Below are 17,413 nucleotides of genomic sequence, written 5' to 3' on the forward strand. Positions count from 1 at the left end.
GACCTCCTACCAGCTGACCGGGAGGTCGACGATCGGCTGGGTCAGGTTGTCGTTGTTCATGAGCGGGTCGCCGGCGAGCTCCAGGTCGGGAAGTCGACGGAACAGCTCGGCGATGGCGACCTGCATCTCCATCCGGGCCAGCGGAGCGCCCAGGCAGTGGTGCATGCCGTAACTCAGTGTCAGGTGAGGGTTGGACTGCCGCCGGATGTCGAAGGTGTCGACATGTTCGATCGCCGACCCGTCGTGATTGGCCGACGCCGGGTCGCCCATGATCGCCTCACCCTTGCGGACGAGCTGGCCGTCGAGCTCGACGTCCTCGGTGGCCACGAAGGGCACCAGTCCGCTGGGCCCGCCGACTTTGCCGTTGAGTTCGAAACGCCCGTGCCGCAGGATCTCCTCCACCGCAGTGGGTGTCACCCCGTCGATGTCTTCGAGCAGCACCCGAAGCTGGTCGGTGTTGTGTAGAAGCGACAGGACCCCGGCACAGATGAAGTTCGCCGTGTTGTCGAAGCCGCCGATGATGAGAACCAGCGCGACGGAGAGGATCTCACCATCGGTGAGGGTGTCGTCCTTGTCCTGCGCGTTGGTGAGGTCGCTGAGCAGATCCTCGCGCGGATTCTTCCGGCGCTCCTCGATGAGCGCGAGCATGTACATGACCAGTTCGGTCATGTTGGCGGTGGCTTCCTCCTCGGGCATGTTCGCGACCGCGAGCGTCGCCGAGCTCCACTTCTGGAACTTAGGGCGGTCCTCCGGCGGGACGCCGATGAGGTTGGCCAGCATCTGGATCGGCAATGCCACCGCGTAGTCGTCGACCAGGTTGGTCGGCGCGCCCTTGGCGAGCATGTCGTCGATCAGCTTGTTGGCGAACTCGACCGCCGAGTCGCGCATCGCCTTGACACGTTTCGGCGAGATCGATTTCTGCACGAGTTTGCGCAGCTTGGTGTGCTGCGGCGGGTCCTCGAATTGCAGTGTGGTCTTGAGGAAGTCGGGGAACTCCACGAAGTAGGGCACCACACGCTCACCGGTACGGAAGGGCTCGCGGACGAATCGCGGGTCGCCGAGCATCTCTCGTGCCACGGCGTTGCGATGGATGATCCAGGCCTCGCCGCCGTAGGGCATCGTGATCTTGGTCATCGGCCGGTCTTCGGCGATCGCCTGGTAGCGCAGGGCCGCCTCGGACGGGGACACCGGCGAGAACGGGTACACCGTGTAGGCCTCGTCCAGTTCGGCTGTGTCGGCGGTGGTTTCGGTACTCATGTCAGGACTCCAGGGCTGTGGGGACGTTCGGTGGCGGGTCAGACCGGCATCTGCGCCGGAGCCACGACCTGCGGGATCGCCTCCGGCGTGATCGACATGATCTGGTCCCACTGCTCGGCCACGGTCTCGACGGTGAGAGCCGGGTCGTGGATGCCGGTGGTGTTGACCAGCGCGAGCCGATTGACGATCCCGCCCGCGACGTTGAACACCTCGCCGGTGACCTCGCAGGACGGATGGACGAGAAACGCCGCGACAGGCGCGACGTGCTCCGGCCGGAGCTGAGTCCGCATGTACTCCATGATCTCCGGCGACAACGTGTCGGCGGCCGCTTCGGCCATGCGGGTACCCGCACCCGGTGCGATGGCGTTGACCTTCACGCCCGCCTCGAGGCCCTCGAGCGCGAGATTACGGGTCAGGCCGAACAGCGCGCCCTTCGAGCCGCCGTAGTGGGCCATCCCGGGGTTGCCGAGCATCGCCTGCGAGATCGTGTTGACCACGCGGGGTGCCGGCGACTCGAGCAGATGGGGCCACGCGGCACGGAGAAGGCGCATCGGACCCAGGAAGTGGACGTCGAGGTGTCGCTGGTACTCGGCGTCGGGCACCTCTCGGAAGGGCGCTGCCCGCACGATGCCCGCGTTGTTGATGACCGCGTCGATCCGACCGAAGTTCGAGATCGCGGCGTCGACAAGAGCCAGCGCGCCCTCGTCGGTGGTGATGTCGGAGGCGACCGCGACCGCCTTGCCGCCGGCGGAGGTGATCTCCGCGGCGACGTCGGCAGCCGGATCGCCCGACTCGACGCCGGAGCCGTCGGTGGTCGAGCCCAGGTCGCCGACCACGACCGATGCGCCGCGCGAAGCCAGGAGAAGGGCGTGTGCGCGGCCGATACCGCGGCCCGCGCCGGTCACGATCACGACGCGATCGGTGAAGTCGAGTGGTGCTGTCATGGTGTCGTCCTCGAATCGGTTCGAAACAGATGGGTGGTCGGGGCTCAGGGGCGCGTCTGGCCGCCGTGGTGCTTGACGTCGGCGACCCAGATCCCGCCGAGTGCTTCGCGCGCGGACTTCTCGAAGTCGAAGACCTCGTAACCGACCGTCATGTAGAGAGTGCTGCGATCGGGTCCGCCGAGCAGGCAGGCCGATGCGATGCCGCCTTCGAGCGGCATCGGCACCGCGTCCGTCAAGCCCTCTTCGGTGAACCTGGCCACGTATCCGCCACCGGGCATTGCCGCCCAGACCCCGCCCTCCTCGTCCAGGCCGATGCCGTCCGGCATGAACGGACAGGTGGCGAAATCTTGCGCGTTGGAGAGTGTTCCGTCGGCGGCACGGTCGATCACGGTGATCTTCTGCGCCATCACCTCGGCGACGAAGAGCTTCGAGCCGTCCGAACTGATCCCGATGCCGTTGCCGCAGTTCAGCTCCGGTATGCCGGCCGGGACGTGTGCAGTACCGTCGGGCTCCACGATGATCAGCGCCGAGGTGATCGGGGTCTCGCCGTGGAAGATGTCGAAGCCGAGCTGGGTGATGTAGGCACGACCATCGGCGTCGACGACCATGTCGTTGACGGCCTTGATCGCGAACTCGCCGACATCGGCGTAGACGGTGAGATCGTCGATCCCGTTGCCGCCGTGGACGAGAACCTTCTGCTCGTGCATCGAGTTGACGATCAGCCGACCGTCGGGCAGCCAACCGAACCCGCCGAGGGTGATGGGGGCATCGGTGTCCGCGGCGCGTCCGTTTGCGTCGACGACCACGGTCGCATTGCCGTCGGCGTCCAGGGTCTTGAGCGTCCCGGTGTACATGTCCGAGAACCACAGTGCTCCGTCGTGCCAGCGCGGACATTCCGGCCAGGAGAACCCGGACGCGATCTTGCGGGCCTCGAATGTGGGTGCGTCCGCGGCGGCTACGGCCGCTGCGACGGTGTCGACAGGAGTGGTCATCGGTGAACCTTCCGAAGCGTGAGAGGCTGAGTTGTGTTGTGCGACAACGGGGAAGACGGCCCAGAATGGTCGTGAGCTGGATCACAGGGCCGCGTACAGAGGTACGTTAAGTGCTCGGCGGCCGAGTGGTCGGGACCTTCCCATTCAGTGGACCCCCACCTGAACGGTCAGCCGGGGACGGTCTCCGGGTACACCGCGGCAAACCACGCCCGCTGCTCCGCGTCGAAGGTTCCCAGCTCCATCGCACGACGCCCCCACGCCTTGATGAGGTCGAGGAAGGTCGTCACGTCGTAGACGTCCCGCTGCTGGGAGAACTTCCCGTCACCGGCGTAGTCGAGGACGCTGATGTGCGGCGCCGCGAATCGGCTCCCGTCACCGGGATCGCTCATCACGTTGTCGAGGCGGGCGACGATGGTCCCGTTGGTCTCGTCGATGACATGCCAGTGCTCGGGAAAGCTCTCGGTGTGCGAGCCCGGGAACTGCGCCAGGCTGGGTTCGGCCCACGCCCAGATCCCTTCCTTGCCCTTCAGCTCACCCGCCATCTGCTCGTGATAGACGACGTCATCGGTGAACAGGTCGAGAAAGTCCCGCCAGCTCCCCTCCCCCGACCCGGCGCGGTTGATGGTGATGAACCACCGCTGGTATGCCTCTTCGAGTTCCTGCCTGGACCATGTGTTGTGTGCCATGCCGGCACGCTAGGCCCGGCCGCCGCGGTAGGAATGGGACCGCTTCCGCTCAGCGGGAGGTCGGAGCGATCCCGGGCCACCCTGAGCGCGACGCTACTCCCATCCAGCGGAAAGCCGGTCGTCATGACCGTGCAGGTCAGCGCCTCGTCCTGACGGTTTCGCGGGAATGAGGCGACTGACCCTGGCGGCACGTTTCTGTAACGTGTTCTAATTCAGGTAGAACACGTTACAGCTGCGCGCACGAAGGGGACCCCATGGCCGGCTCGTCCGATCAACCACAGACCAGCACCGAACCCGAGACCTATGACGTCATCGTCGTCGGCGCCGGTGGTGCCGGTCTGGCCGCCGCGATCACCGCGGCCCGCAAGGGCCTCAAGACCGTCCTGATCGAGAAGTCGCCCTACTGGGGAGGTTCGACCTCCCGGTCCGGCGGCGGCGTGTGGATCCCCAACAACTCGGTGCTGAAGCGCGACGGCGTCAGCGATACGCCGGAGAAGGCCCGCGAGTACGTGCACGCGATCATCGGCGAGCACGCCCCGGCCGACCGCATCGACGCCTACATCGATCGCGGACCCGAGGCCCTCGACTTCCTGCTGGAGCACGCACCCCTCGACCTCGAGTGGGTGAAGAACTACTCGGACTACTACCCCGAGGCGCCGGGCGGTCGTCTCGGCGGCCGGTCGATCGAGCCGCGGCCGTTCGACGCGCGCCGCCTCGGGGACGACCTCAAGACGCTGCACCCGCAGTACACCAAGGCCCCGCTCAACATGGTCGTGCTGCAGTCCGACTACCGCTGGCTCAACACCGGTCTCCGCCACTGGCGTGGGCCGCTGCGCATGGCGAAGGTCGGCAGCCGGTTCTTCTGGGCCCGCAGCCGCGGCAAGAAGCTGATCGCGATGGGCGCGGCACTGGCCGCCGAGCTGCTCATCGGCGTGCGCGAGGCCGGGGTCCCGGTCCGCCTCAACACCGGCCTCGTCGACCTCATCACCGCCGACGACCGGGTCGTCGGCGTGATCGCGGAGTCCGAGGGCAAGCAGTTCGAGATCCACGCGCGCCAGGGCGTGATCCTCGCCTGCGGCGGCTTCGAGCACAACGAGGAGATGCGCAAGAAGTACCAGCGCGAACCGATCGGTTCCGACTGGACCACCGGTGCACCCAGCAACACCGGCGACGGCATCAACGCCGGGCTCAAGATCGGCGCCGCGGTCTCCCTCATGGACGACGCCTGGTGGGGTCCGACGATCCCGCTGCCGCGCGGACCGTGGTTCGCGCTGTCCGAGCGGTCGGTCCCCGGCACCTTCATCGTGAACTTGCGCGGCAAGCGCTACATGAACGAGTCACTCCCGTATGTCGAAGCGGTGCACCAGATGTACGGCGGCGAGTTCGGTCACGGCGAGGGTCCGGGCGAGAACGTGCCGTCGTGGCTGATCTTCGATCAGCGCTGCCGTAACCGCTACCTCTTCGCCGGAATCAATGCGCGACAGCCGCTCCCGAAGAAGTGGTATGAGTCGGGCGTGGTCGTGAAGGCGGACAGCATCTCTGCACTCGCGGAGAAGATCGGCGTTCCCGCCGAGTCGCTCGTCGCCACCACCGAGCGATTCAACGGCTTCGCCCGCGCCGGCGTCGACGAGGATTTCGGCCGTGGCGCAAGCGGTTACGACCACTACTACGGTGACATCACCAACAAGCCCAACCCGAGCCTCGGCGAGGTCAGCAAGGGCCCGTTCTACGCGGTCAAGATGGTCCCCGGCGACCTCGGCACCAAGGGCGGCATCAACGCCGACGCCGCGGGTCGCGCGCTTCGCGCCGACGGATCGGTCATCGAGGGCCTGTACGCCGCGGGCAACACCAGTGCACCGGTGATGGGCCACACCTACGCCGGTCCCGGCGCCACCATCGGCCCGGCGATCGTCTTCGGCTACCTCGCTGCCGCCGACATCGCCGCCAAGGCGTCGGCCACCACCCCGACGTCCCAGACAGGAGCCTGAACCATGCCGATCGATCCCACCGTCGCCGTCGGAGCGGAACTGCCCGAGGTCTCGTTCGAGTGGTCGGCATCGGATGTCGCGCTCTATCACCTCGCGGTGGGCGCCGCGGCCGACCCGATGGACACCGAGTCGCTGAGCTACGTTCATGATTCGGCGCCCAAGGTCCTGCCGACCTTCGCGACCGTCGCCGCGGGTTTCCACACCACCGAGCCGCCGAAGGTCTCCTTCCCCGGCGTCGACATCGACCTCGCCAAGGTCGTCCACGGAAGCCAGAAGATCGCCGCCCATCGTCCGCTGCCGGCGGCCGGCAAGGCGACCACCCGGACCCGCATCGCCGAGGTCCAGGACAAGGGATCGGCCGCCGTCATCGTCCAGGAGTCGGTGACCACCGACGACGCCGGTCAGACGCTGTGGACCGCACGGTCGTCGATCTTCGCCAAGGGCGAGGGCGGCTTCGGCGGTGAGCGCGGCACGTCGGAGAAGGTCGAGTACCCCGACCGCGAACCCGATCACCGGCTCCGCATCCCGACGCTGCCCAACCAGGCGCTGCTCTACCGGCTGTGCGGCGACCGCAACCCGCTGCACTCCGATCCCGAGTTCGCCTCGCGCGCAGGCTTTCCGCGCCCGATTCTGCACGGGCTGTGCACCTACGGCACGGTCGCCCGCGCCATCACCGACGAACTGCTCGACGGAGACGTCGCCGCCGTCGCGGAGTTCTCGGCATCTTTCGCCGGCGTGGTCTTCCCCGGCGAGACCCTCGAGGTCGCGGTCTGGGACGACGGCGCCCGTTTCCTGGCCACCGCGAGTGTCATCGAACGGGAGGGCGCGAAGGCCCTCGCCAATGTGGTGTGCGCGCGTAACTGAGTCGCCGGCCCGTCAGCGGCGGCCAGTACGCTCTACACGCGGACCGGGAACGACCGGTCCGCGTGAACCACGTCGCATATTCACAAGGAGACCGCATGAGCGATTCGCTGACGCCCCTACTTGCCGACAACCGCAGCGCACTGGTGACCGACCTGGTCGGTGTCATCGATGCCGAGGTGGCCGACCAGTCGGGTCTGAGCGGCGCCGCTGTGAAGACCGCCTACTCGGCGGTCCAGAAGGTGAAGCCCGGCGTGGTGCGCAGCGCCACGGATCAGCTGGCGGAGGACTTCCTGACGGCCCTCGCGCCGTTGTGGGATTCGAAGCCTGCGGGTGTCGCCTTCGGCGATCACCTCTCGGCCAACGGCGACGCCGCTGCCGAGGCCCTGCTGGCGGTCACCGACGCACAGGCCGATTCGGCCAAGCCCGGATTGGCGAAGGCCTACAACTCGCTGCGCGGGAAGGCCAAGAACCATGTGGTCGCGGCACTGCCGCGACTCGGCACTGCCATCGAGAAGCACGCCGGGTAGTCACCCGGTCACGCGTCGTCGGCGGTCACACCGCCGACGACGCGATGACCACGAGGGTCACGATGACGCCGATGAGCGCCGCGAGCATCGACAGCACCCGCCAGATGTGGAGGCGTGCAGGCGAGACGTCGCTACTGTTCGGAGAAGCGATCGGGGCCGCGCCGGTACTGGGACCTGCAGTGGCGGACGCGACGGGGTTTGACGCGATGTGGGGTGAGGCCATGACCTTTCACCACTTTCGATTGTCCGGGGCCAACTTCGACCGTTACGGCCTCTGGTACTGCAGTGATAAATGTGTCACAAGTTACCCACGTTGCGGTGGTAGCCCCCACGCGTGTCGCGATAACGAAACCGCAACGCGACGGACGGCAACCCTGCGATCCTACGAGTCACACACCGAAATCGGGGACGGAAGATGAAATTGCCGAACGGCTTCCGGATGGATGCGCGCTCCGCGTGGCTCGTCCTCGTCGCCTGCTTGTCCGTGAGCATGGTCGTCGCCGCCATGGCGGCACTCAACACGGCACTGCCCGACATCGCCGTCGACACCGGCGCCGACGCCGGCCAGATGACGTGGATCGTCGACGGTTACACGCTCGCTCTCGCCGCGCTCTTGCTGCCGGCCGGCGCGATCGGTGACCGGTTCGGACGACGCGAGGTCCTCATCGTCGGGCTGGTGTTCTTCGGTATCGCATCGCTCGCCGCGATCTGGGTGAACGGCCCGGAGCAGCTGATCCTCACGCGCTGCCTCGCCGGCGCCGCCGCCGCGCTGATCATGCCGACGACGTTGTCGCTCATCACCTCCGGGATGCCCGACGGCCAGCGGGCGGTCGGGATCAGCATCTGGTCGGCCATCGCCGGCGGCGGTGCGATCGCCGGTTTCCTCGTCACCGGCCTCCTGCTCGAGTTCTTCTCCTGGCATTCGATCTTCATCACCTTCGCCGCGTCGTCGGCCGTGTCGGCGCTGCTCTGCTTCACCATCGGGACGTCGAAGGACACCGACCCGGGCCGCTTCGACATCCCGGGCACGCTGTGCTCGGTGCTGGCGATCGCGGGTGTGGTCTTCGGGCTCCTGGAGGCGCCGCACCGCGGGTGGGACGATCTGCTCGTCCTGGGCTGTCTGATCGGCGGCATCCTGCTCGCCGTGTTGTTCGTGGTCGTCGAACTGCGTTCGGCCTCACCGCTCTTCGACGTACGACTGCTCCGCAACCGGGCGTTCGGATCGGGTTCGCTGTCGGTGGCGGTGCAGTTCCTCGCCTCGTTCGGCATGTTCTACCTCGTCCTGCAGCTGTTGCAGCTGGTCTTCGGCTACTCGCCACTGCAGTCCGCCGTCGCGCTGATGCCGTTCGTCGCCGGCGTGGGCGTCTTCTCGCTGCTGTCGAATTGGCTCGCGGTGCGGTTGGATTCACTCAAATTCGTGATCGCCGGCGGTGCGCTGCTGTCGGGGATCGGCCTGACACTGCTGGGCCTGATCCGGGTGGACGACTACTGGACCCTGGCCTGGATTCTGGCGGTCATCGCCATCGGCATCGGCCTCGCCTCCGCCCCGGCCACCACCGCGATCATGTCCAACACCCCGCTCGACAACCAGGGCGTCGGTTCGGCGATCAACGACACCGCCCGCGAGATCGGGGCGGCCATCGGCATCGCGATCGCCGGCTCCATGGTGGCCGCCGGCTACAAGGCACGGATCGGAGAGACCGCAGACCTCGGAGCAGCTCACCGCCGCCGGACAACAGCAGATAGCCGCGGGTGACCCGACCGGCGGTCAGGCCACCATCGCCCAGGCCGAACAGGCCGGCACGCTCATCGAGCGGTCCCTCGCCGAGGCGAGGGTCGTGGTCGACAATCTGTCCGCGCAGTCCGGCGAGCTCGCCGACAAGATCGCCCAGGGCAGCCAGGCCGCCTTCGACGTGCCGTTCGAGCAGGCGTCGCTGATCCTGGGCGGCATCATGCTCGCCAGCACCGTCGTCTTGTTGTGGATCACTCCCCGCCGCGTCGTCGAAGGTCCGGTCATCACGAGCCGAACCGGTGACCTCGAGGCCGATCCCGACCTCGACGACACCTACGCCAACGACTGACGCGTAACCTGTCTGCGGTGCTCACCGTGGACAGCATCGCCGGCTGCATCGTCAGCATCGCCGGCCTCGTCGTGGTGATCATCGCAACCCTTGCCGCGCAGCGTGTTCCGGTGGTCGTGGTGGCAGCACCGGTGGCCGGACTGCTCATCGCGCTCGGTCTGACGGACCTCGAGGCCGCGGCCGACGAGGTCATGACCATGGCCCCGACCATCGGCTTCCTCGCCGCGATGCTGGTGGTCGCGGACGTGTGCGCCCGCGAAGGCGTCTTCACCTGGGTCGGGACAGTGCTCGCCGGTTGGAGCCGGTCCTCGCCGCATCGCCTGTTGCGTATCGTGTTCGTCGCTGCTGCGGTGACCACGGCCATCCTGAGCCTCGACACGACGATCGTGCTGCTGACTCCGGTCGCCGTCGCCACCGCGCGGCACATCGGCGCGCGCGTGACCCCGATCGCCTTCTCCAGCGCCCATCTGGCGAACACCGCGTCGACGCTGCTGCCGGTCTCCAACCTCACCAACCTGCTGGCGTTCTCGGCCACCGGCTTCGGCTTTCTCGGTTTCACCGGCGTGATGCTGGCGCCGTGGATCGCGGCGATCCTCGTCGAGTACTTGATCTTCCGGTGGTACTTCGCCGGCGAGTTGCGCAGTCCCACACCCGAAGCAGCTGACCGTGAACCTCAACCGCACGCTCGGCGCCCGACCCTGCTGCTCATAGGGCTGGCGCTGCTGCTGGTGGCCTTCGTGATCGCCGAACCGTTCGGTGTGCCGCTCGCCGCGGTCGCCGGGGCGGGTGCGGTGGGATTCACCATGCCGGAGCTACTCCGCTCTCCGATCGCCACCCTGCGCTCCACGATCACCGCGCTGAACCTGCCGTTCCTGGCCTTCGTCGCCACGCTCGGCGTCGTCATCCTGCCGGTGCGCGACGGCCCCCTCGGCGACTGGATCGGCGGGCTCATCCCGTCGTCGTCGACGCTGCTCGGCATCCTGGCGGTCGCCGTGCTCGCCGCGGTTCTGGCGAACCTCGTCAACAACCTCCCGGCGACGCTTCTACTGATCCCGCTGGTGGCCCACGACCCGGGACTGGTCATGGCGATGCTGCTCGGCGTCAACATCGGCCCCAACCTGGCCTACTTCGGGTCGCTGGCCAACCTGCTGTGGCGGGAGATCATGCACCGCGATGTCGCAGCGCCGACCTCACGCGAGTACCTACGGCTCGGCGCGCTCACCGTCCCCGCGACGCTCGGCGTCGCCGCGCTCGCGCTGTGGGCGAGCCTGCAGCTCACCTGAGCCCCCGCCCCTCTGCTGAGCGGCTAGACCGGAGTGCTCTCCTTGGCCGCGGCCGCCTTGGCCCAGCGGTAGTCGGCCTTGCCGGCCGGCGTGCGCTTGACCTCGTCGACGAACACGACGGTGCGCGGGACCTTGTAGCGGGCCAGGGTCTCGCGGCAGTGCTCCTGGATCTCCTCGAGCGACGGCTCCTCGGCGCCCTCGGCGAGCGAGATCACCGCGGCGACCCGCTGGCCGTACTTCTCGTCGGGAACCGGGACAACCAGCGCGTCGGCGACAGCCGGATGCGCGTGCAGGGTGGCCTCGACCTCTTCGGCGTACACCTTCTCGCCACCGGTGTTGATGCACTGCGATCCGCGGCCGAGGAAGACGATCGAACCGTCGGCCTCGACGGTGCCCATGTCACCCAAGATCGAGATCCGGGTGCCGTCCGGCAGCGTGGGAAAGGTCTTGGCGGTCTTCTCCTCGTCCTTGTAGTAGCCGAGGGGGACGTTGCCGATGCGTGCGATGTACCCGACGTTGCCCGAGCCCGGCTCGATCTTGTTGAGACTCTCGTCGACGACCATCATGCGGTCGGTCGGCGGCACCTTCAGGTTGCCGTTGTCGTCCATCATGATCTCGCCGTCGTTGCCCGACTCCGACGCACCGAAGTTGTCGCGCAGCACCAGATCCGGCTTCACCGCGAGCATGCGGTCACGCACGTGCTGCGACCAGATCGCGCCACCGGAGGTGATGGAGAACATCGACGACAGGTCGACGGAGTCCTTCCGCTTCTCCAACTCCTCCACCAGCGGCATGCCCATGGCGTCGCCGACGATGAGGACGATGTTGACCTTCTCCTTCTCGACCTCGGTGACGATGGCCTCAGGGTCGAAGTCGCGCTGGATCACCAGGCGACCGCCGAGGGTGAAGAAGGTGAACAGCGAGTACGATGCCGCGCCGTGCATGAGCGGAGCCGCCAGCAGGAAGGCGATGGACGGGAAATCCTTGACCGCCGTACCGATCTCCTCGAGATCTTTGCGGGGATCACCGTAGGGGTTGCCACCCGAGAGCGGCTTGCGGAAGAAGTCGTCGTGCTGCCACATGACGCCTTTTGGGTAACCCGTGGTGCCACCGGTGTAGAGCAGGTAGAGCTCTTCGCCGTTGCGTGGCTCGAAGTCGCGGTTGTCCGGCTTGGAGTCGGCCTCGGCGAAGGACACGATCTCGACGGTGCGTCCATCGGGCAGGTCTGCGACGGCCGCGGTGAGTTCCTCGACGACGTCACCGATGACGAACACCGTTCGGACGGTGCGCGTCTCGGCGAGCAGCGCGGCGACGCTGCGCTGGTGCTCGGGGAGTTCGACGATGATCGCGCGCGAATCGGAGTTGTCGAAGATGTACTGCAGCTCGGCGTTGGTGTACCGGTAGTTGATGTTGACCGGCACCGCGCGGACCTTCAGCAGGCCGAGGAGGCTGGTGACGTGTTCGACGCTGTTCTTGAGGAACAGTGCAACGTTGTCGAAGGCGCCGATACCCGAACCCGAGAGCAGGTGTGCCACCTGGTTGGACAGCTTGTCGAGTTCGGCGTAGCTGATCTGGCGGCCCTGATAGCTGAGCGCGATCCGCTCGGGCACCGAATCGGCGACCGTCTCGAAGACATCGGCGAGGTTGAACTTCATTCTGCGCGCTCCTCGTTCTCAAGAGAGTTGTTGCACTGGACTGGCTGGTCGGGACTGATGTGGGTGGTGGCTGCGGTTCCGGTCATGCGGTGAGCACCAACCCGCTTGTGGGGACGCCCGTTCCGGCGGTGACGACGACCTTCTCGGCGTCGTCGACCTGGTTGACGGAGGTACCCCGGATCTGACGGACGGCTTCGGCGATGCCGTTCATGCCGTGGATGTAGGCCTCACCGAGCTGGCCACCGTGGGTGTTGAGCGGCAGGCGGCCGCCCACCTCCAGGGCACCGGGTTCACGGACGAAGTCCTTGGCCTCACCGCGTCCGCAGAAACCCAGCTCCTCGAGCTGGAGGAGCGTGTACGGGGTGAAGTGGTCGTACAGGACGGCCATGTCCATGTCCTCGGGACCGAGGCCGGACTGCGACCACAGCTGCCGTCCGACGAGACCCATCTCGGGCAGCGATGCCAGCTCGTCGCGGTAGTAGCTGGTCATGATGAACTGGTCGGCCGCGGAACCGGCTGCGGCCGCAGCGATCACGGCCGGTGTGTTCGGCAGGTCCTTGGCACGCTCGGCCGACACGATGACCAGCGCGACACCGCCGTCGGACTCCTGACAGCAGTCGAGCAGGTGCAACGGCTCGGCGATGTACCGGGAGTTCTGGTGGTCCTCCAGGGTGATCGGCTTCTCGTAGAAGAAGGCGTCTGGATTGACCGCGGCATGCTTGCGGTCGACGACCGCGATTCGGCCGAAATCCTCACTGGTGGAGCCGTAGTCGTGCATGTACCGCTGGGCGATCATCGCGACGAACGCCGCCGGCGTCGACAACCCGTGCGGGTAGCTGAAGGCGTTCTCCGTGCCCGAGGAGTTCTCCTGGTTGGCGACCGCCGAATTCACCTGTCCGAACCGCAGTCCCGACCGTTCGTTGAACGCACGGTAGGCGACGACGACGTCGGCGACCCCGGTCGCCACCGCCATCGCGGCCTGCTGCACGGTCGCGCACGCTGCGCCGCCGCCGTAGTGAATCCGCGAGAAGTAGGTCAGCTCGGGGATTCCGACGGCCCGGGCGACCGAGATCTCGCTGTTGGTGTCCATGGTGAACGTGACGAGTCCGTCGACGTCGGCCGGGGTCAGACCCGCATCGGCGATCGCCGCCGACACCGCCTCCGCCGCGAGCCGCAGCTCGCTCCGCCCGGAGTCCTTGGAGAACTCGGTGGCCCCGATGCCGGCGATAGCCGCCTGTCCGGACAACCCGCCCATCAGTGCCCCTCCCCTTGCGACGAATTCGAGGCACCCTCGCCGATGGTGAGGGTCACCGTCGAGATGACGTGCTTGCCCAGCGAATTGGTTCCGGTGACGGCGACCGTCAGCAGGCCGTAGTCTGCGACCTCGGTGACCTCACCGGTGAAGGTGACCGAGTCGTAGGCGTACCACGGCACGCCCAGTTTCAGTGCGATCGAACGTATTCGGGCGGTGGGACCCGCCCAGTCGGTGACGAAGCGCTCGACCAGACCGGTGTCGGTCAGGATGTTGACGAAGATGTCCTTGGACCCCTTGGCCTGCGCGAGGTCGCGGTCGTGGTGCACGTCCTGGAAGTCGCGGGTGGCGAGTGCCGTCGCGACGACGAAGGTCGGGGTCGCGTCGACGACCAAAGGCGGCAGTGTGGTTCCGACGCTCACCGCCGGAGTGGCGACACCGGTCATGCTTCTCCCCCTTCACTCGCCGGTTCCCAGGCGTACAGCGTCCACGCCGGTGTTCCCGCATCGTCGCGGGCCGGGAAGTCCAGGAAGGTCGCCCGGACCGGCATGCCGATCTCGACGTCCTCCGGTTCGACGCCGCGCAGTTCACCCAGCATCCGCACGCCTTCGTCGAGCTCGACGAGGGCGACGACGAACGGCAGCTGCCGGCCGGGGACCTTGGGGGCACGATGGACCACGTAGCTGTAGACGGTTCCGGTTCCCGAGGCGACGACGTAGTCGGTCGCCGGCACCGAACCGTCGGCCTCGCGGGGCTTCCAGGTCGCCGGGACCGGCGGATGACGCAGGGCGCCGTCGCCGTCGCGCTGGATGCGCAGTTCGTGTGCGGCGACACCCTCCCAGAAGAAGGCGGTGTCGCGCGAGACGCTCGGCTTGAGCAACCGGGCCGGGTCGAGATCGTCGGGTACCGACGAAACCGGCTCGGGTGCAGCGTCCTTCGCGGCCGGGCGGAACTTGAGGATGCGGAACCGCATCTCCGCGACGACCTCGGCTGCACCGTTCTCGTCAGGCACCGACCACACGTTGCGGGTGGTGAAGAACCAGCCCTCACCGAGCGCGGTGTTCTTGGGGCCGACGATCTCGATGAGTTCGGCCGACAACGACACCTGTTCGCCCGGCCGGGTGTAGCGGTGGTACACGGTGTCGCAGTTGGTCGCGACCACCGAGGTGAAGCCCGCGTCGTCGAAGAGCTGTGTCGCGCGTCCGAGCGGATCGTCGGCCGTGCGTACGCCGTTGAGGCCGCGCATGGTCCACACCTGGGCCATCGCCGGCGGCGCCACCACGCCGGGGTGTCCGGCAGCGCGTGCCGCGGCATCGTCGACGTAGATGGGGTTCTCGTCGCCCATCGCCTCGACCCAGTTGTTGATCATCGGCTGGTTGATCGGATCGCGCCCACGCACCGGTGCACTCGCACCGTCGTCCATGATCGTCTGCGCGGCAGCGCGGATCGCCTCGTCTTCGGTCAATTCGGTACCGGTCAGCTCGGGGGTGCTCAACGCTTGGCCCTCGGGAGTCCGAGTCCGGCGGTGGCGATCATGTCGCGCATGACCTCGTTGACCCCGCCGCCGAAGGTGATGACGACGTGGCGCTTCTGCTGGACGTCGAGCCAGTCCACCAGGGCGGCGGTCTCCGGATCGGTGAAATCGCCGTAGCGGCCGATGATTTCGTTCGCCATCCGGCACACCGACTGGATGCGTTCGGTGGAGAACACCTTCGTCGCGGCGGCATCGGCCATGGAGATCGCCTCACCGGTGGAGGCGACCTGCCAGTTGAGCAGTTCGTTGATCCGGCCGTAGGCGTCGATGGTGGCCAGCGCCCGGCGCACGTCGGGCTGCTTCGCGATCACGGTGCCGTCGGGACCCGGACGCTGCGTCCAGGCACGCAGTCGGGCCGCCAGACCGTCGATGCGTCCGGCCGGTCCGAGCATGACGCGCTCGTGGTTGAGCTGCGTGGTGATCAGCTTCCAACCGTCGCCTTCCTCGCCCACGCGCATCGTCACCGGGACCTTCACGTCCTGGTAGTAGGTGGCGTTCACGTGGTGGGCACCGTCGGCGGTGATGATCGGCGTCCAGCTGAACCCGGGATCCCTCGTGTCCACGATGAGGATCGAGATGCCCTTGTGTTTGGGCGCGTCCTTGTCGGTGCGCACGGCCAGCCAGATGTAATCGGCGTCATGCCCACCGGTGGTGAAGATCTTCTGGCCGTTGACCACGTAGTGGTCGCCGTCGAGCACTGCGGTGGTACTCAGCGACGCCAGGTCGGTACCTGCCTCGGGTTCGGTGTAGCCGATGGCGAAGTGCACATCGCCGGCCAGGATCGCGGGCAGGAACTTGCGCTTCTGCTCCTCGGTGCCGTGGACCTGCAGGGTCGGGCCGACGGTCTGCAGGGTGACCGACGGCAGCGGGACGTCGGCGCGGACGGCCTCGTTGGTGAAGATCTGCTGTTCGATCTCCCCGAAGCCCTTGCCGCCGAACTCCTTCGGCCAACCCACACCGAGCCAGCCGTCGTCGCCCATCCGCTTGATGACCTTGCGGTATGTGGGTCCGTGCCGCTCGGTCAGCATGACCTTCGCTTCTTCCGGGGTCACCAGGTCGGCGAAATACTCCCGGAGTTCCTCACGCAGCGCGCGCTGCTCGGACGTCAGATCGATGAACATGCTCACCTCTGTGCTCGGTCGGCCGGGGCGGCGCCCTCGGTGATGTCGGCGAGTTCGTCGAGCCGCACCGCGGCCCCACCCACCAGGCGGGCGAGGTCCTTGGCGACGGAGAAGTACCGGTGCAGCGGATAGGTGATGTCCACGCCGATACCGCCGTGCAGATGGGTCATCGTCCGCAGGGTCGGCGGGATCTCCTCGGCGAGCCAGTAGGCGGCGACGCCGAGATCGGTTGCGGCGTCCAGGCCTTCGGAGAGACGCCAGGCAGCGGCGGTGGTCGACAGCTCCATCGACCGGCCGACGACGTAGATGTCGGCGAGCTGCTGACCGACGGCCTGGAACAGCGCGATCGGTTTGCCGAACTGTTCGCGCGTCGAGACGTGGTCGGCGGTGAGCCGGGTGGCCCCGGCGACCAGACCGTCGGCGTAGGCGCACAGCGCGAGCCGATAGCGATCGCGCAGGACCGCCAACTCACGACTGATGACATCGGCATCGGCGACGGCGACGTCGTCGAAGCTGATCGTGTACTCGCCCCACCCGCTAGATGACGGGGTACGGGTGAGAGTGACACCGTCGGCCGTCGGGGGCACGGCCACGACGCCGGCGTCGGACGTGACGAGGAGGACCGAGGCACCCTCGGCGTGCAGGACCCCGACCTTGGTGCCGTTGAGTCGCCCGCCCCGGACGCTCGTCTGGGGCGTCGGTGTCAGCGGGTCGCCGTGTTCGCCGATCGCGATGGCAGCCCAGCGTCCGGCGGTCAGGGACTCGGCCCAGCGCGACCACACGTCCCCACCGTCGCCGGCAGCCCGGGCGAGGACGAGCGCGGCGGTCAGGGTGCCGAGCGCCGGGGTCACCGCGGCGGCGCGCCCCATCCGGCGGAACAGCGGCAGCAGTCCCGCCTCGTCGACCTCGTCACCGTCGTGGTCGGCCGGTAACGGCAACGCGAGCAACCCGGCGTCGACGAGCGCCTGCCAGGTCTCGGCATCGAAGCCGCCGACCTGATCACCTGCTCCCGACTCGCCGGAATCCCGCCTGCCGAAGGTCGACTCCCAGTCGGGTTGTCGTCGTGCGAACACGTCCTCCGCGACGTCGCGAACCGCGATCGCCGTGCCGTCCAGGGCAAAGTCCACCCTGCGTCTCCTCACCGTGCGCGAACTACAGAACTAGAACTTGTTCTAGTTGTATCAGAGTCGGCGCATCCGGGGGTAGAGATCCGGCTTTATCTGCGGTTT

15 protein-coding genes and 1 pseudogene are annotated in these 17,413 nt (G+C 67.5%); 5 read left to right on the forward strand and 11 right to left on the reverse strand.

The genetic code is table 11. The features are described 5' to 3' along the window. Nucleotides 1-6: 6 nt before the first annotated feature. The 4 genes from BJF87_RS01250 to BJF87_RS01265 all read right to left on the reverse strand — a co-directional run bounded on the left by BJF87_RS01250 (nucleotide 7) and on the right by BJF87_RS01265 (nucleotide 3,879). Nucleotides 7-1,257: a cytochrome P450 gene (locus BJF87_RS01250; RefSeq protein WP_075862515.1), complete on the reverse strand. Its 1,251-nt coding sequence runs from the start codon at nucleotides 1,255-1,257 to the stop codon at nucleotides 7-9. Between the two features lie 38 nt (nucleotides 1,258-1,295). After that, the gene (locus tag BJF87_RS01255; protein ID WP_035751898.1) at nucleotides 1,296-2,201 is read right to left on the reverse strand and encodes an SDR family NAD(P)-dependent oxidoreductase; all 906 of its coding nucleotides are present in this window, start codon (nucleotides 2,199-2,201) and stop codon (nucleotides 1,296-1,298) included. A 44-nt stretch (nucleotides 2,202-2,245) separates the two neighbouring features. Beyond that, nucleotides 2,246-3,193 carry an SMP-30/gluconolactonase/LRE family protein gene (locus BJF87_RS01260; RefSeq protein WP_035751900.1) on the reverse strand — a complete coding sequence of 316 codons (948 nt, stop codon included), beginning with the start codon at nucleotides 3,191-3,193 and terminating at the stop codon, nucleotides 2,246-2,248. A gap of 167 nt (nucleotides 3,194-3,360) precedes the next feature. Next, nucleotides 3,361-3,879 (reverse strand): nuclear transport factor 2 family protein, encoded by a 519-nt coding sequence (locus BJF87_RS01265; RefSeq protein ID WP_035751902.1) that lies wholly within the window; start codon nucleotides 3,877-3,879, stop codon nucleotides 3,361-3,363. A gap of 254 nt (nucleotides 3,880-4,133) precedes the next feature. Here BJF87_RS01265 and kstD point away from each other — a divergent pair, with 254 nt between their 5' ends. The 3 genes from kstD (at nucleotide 4,134) to BJF87_RS01280 (ending at nucleotide 7,258) form a co-directional block, all read left to right on the forward strand. Then, nucleotides 4,134-5,867, forward strand: coding sequence for a 3-oxosteroid 1-dehydrogenase (kstD, locus tag BJF87_RS01270; protein WP_035751903.1), 1,734 nt, complete (start codon nucleotides 4,134-4,136; stop codon nucleotides 5,865-5,867). Nucleotides 5,868-5,870: 3 nt separating this feature from the next. After that, on the forward strand, nucleotides 5,871-6,731 hold the full coding sequence (locus BJF87_RS01275; protein WP_035751905.1) for a MaoC/PaaZ C-terminal domain-containing protein: 861 nt from the start codon (nucleotides 5,871-5,873) through the stop codon (nucleotides 6,729-6,731). 95 nt (nucleotides 6,732-6,826) lie between these two features. After that, nucleotides 6,827-7,258: a DUF6918 family protein gene (locus BJF87_RS01280; protein ID WP_035751907.1), complete on the forward strand. Its 432-nt coding sequence runs from the start codon at nucleotides 6,827-6,829 to the stop codon at nucleotides 7,256-7,258. Nucleotides 7,259-7,283: 25 nt separating this feature from the next. On the opposite strand, the gene BJF87_RS01285 is transcribed toward BJF87_RS01280, so the two are convergent. Beyond that, nucleotides 7,284-7,481, reverse strand: a complete 198-nt coding sequence (locus tag BJF87_RS01285; protein ID WP_035751909.1) for a hypothetical protein — start codon at nucleotides 7,479-7,481, stop codon at nucleotides 7,284-7,286. 192 nt (nucleotides 7,482-7,673) lie between these two features. Here BJF87_RS01285 and BJF87_RS01290 point away from each other — a divergent pair. Together BJF87_RS01290 and BJF87_RS01295 are read left to right on the forward strand one after the other, a co-directional pair. Beyond that, nucleotides 7,674-9,339: pseudogene (locus BJF87_RS01290) on the forward strand (MFS transporter). Nucleotides 9,340-9,356: 17 nt separating this feature from the next. Then, entirely contained in the window at nucleotides 9,357-10,622 is a 1,266-nt protein-coding gene (locus BJF87_RS01295; RefSeq protein WP_035751912.1) for an SLC13 family permease, read from the forward strand. A gap of 23 nt (nucleotides 10,623-10,645) precedes the next feature. Here the strand turns inward: BJF87_RS01295 and BJF87_RS01300 are convergent, their stop codons facing one another. The 6 genes from BJF87_RS01300 to BJF87_RS01325 form a co-directional block, all read right to left on the reverse strand. Beyond that, nucleotides 10,646-12,277 carry an acyl-CoA synthetase gene (locus BJF87_RS01300; RefSeq protein ID WP_075862516.1) on the reverse strand — a complete coding sequence of 544 codons (1,632 nt, stop codon included), beginning with the start codon at nucleotides 12,275-12,277 and terminating at the stop codon, nucleotides 10,646-10,648. A gap of 82 nt (nucleotides 12,278-12,359) precedes the next feature. Then, complete coding sequence (locus BJF87_RS01305) at nucleotides 12,360-13,532, reverse strand: lipid-transfer protein (RefSeq protein WP_035751917.1); 1,173 nt, start codon at nucleotides 13,530-13,532, stop codon at nucleotides 12,360-12,362. Then, nucleotides 13,532-13,975 (reverse strand): MaoC family dehydratase, encoded by a 444-nt coding sequence (locus BJF87_RS01310; protein ID WP_035751919.1) that lies wholly within the window; start codon nucleotides 13,973-13,975, stop codon nucleotides 13,532-13,534. The genes BJF87_RS01305 and BJF87_RS01310 overlap by 1 nt, the downstream gene beginning before the upstream one ends. Then, nucleotides 13,972-15,024, reverse strand: a complete 1,053-nt coding sequence (locus tag BJF87_RS01315) for a bifunctional MaoC family dehydratase N-terminal/OB-fold nucleic acid binding domain-containing protein (RefSeq protein WP_035751921.1) — start codon at nucleotides 15,022-15,024, stop codon at nucleotides 13,972-13,974. The genes BJF87_RS01310 and BJF87_RS01315 overlap by 4 nt, the downstream gene beginning before the upstream one ends. Beyond that, complete coding sequence (locus tag BJF87_RS01320; RefSeq protein ID WP_042376220.1) at nucleotides 15,021-16,184, reverse strand: acyl-CoA dehydrogenase family protein; 1,164 nt, start codon at nucleotides 16,182-16,184, stop codon at nucleotides 15,021-15,023. Before BJF87_RS01320 ends, BJF87_RS01315 begins: the two co-directional genes overlap by 4 nt. A 2-nt stretch (nucleotides 16,185-16,186) precedes the next feature. Continuing rightward, the gene (locus tag BJF87_RS01325) at nucleotides 16,187-17,311 is read right to left on the reverse strand and encodes an acyl-CoA dehydrogenase family protein (RefSeq protein WP_042376222.1); all 1,125 of its coding nucleotides are present in this window, start codon (nucleotides 17,309-17,311) and stop codon (nucleotides 16,187-16,189) included. Between the last annotated feature and the right edge of the window lie 102 nt (nucleotides 17,312-17,413).

It is taken from the genome of Gordonia sp. CNJ-863 (assembly GCF_001942325.1).
Classification (GTDB): domain Bacteria; phylum Actinomycetota; class Actinomycetes; order Mycobacteriales; family Mycobacteriaceae; genus Gordonia; species Gordonia alkanivorans.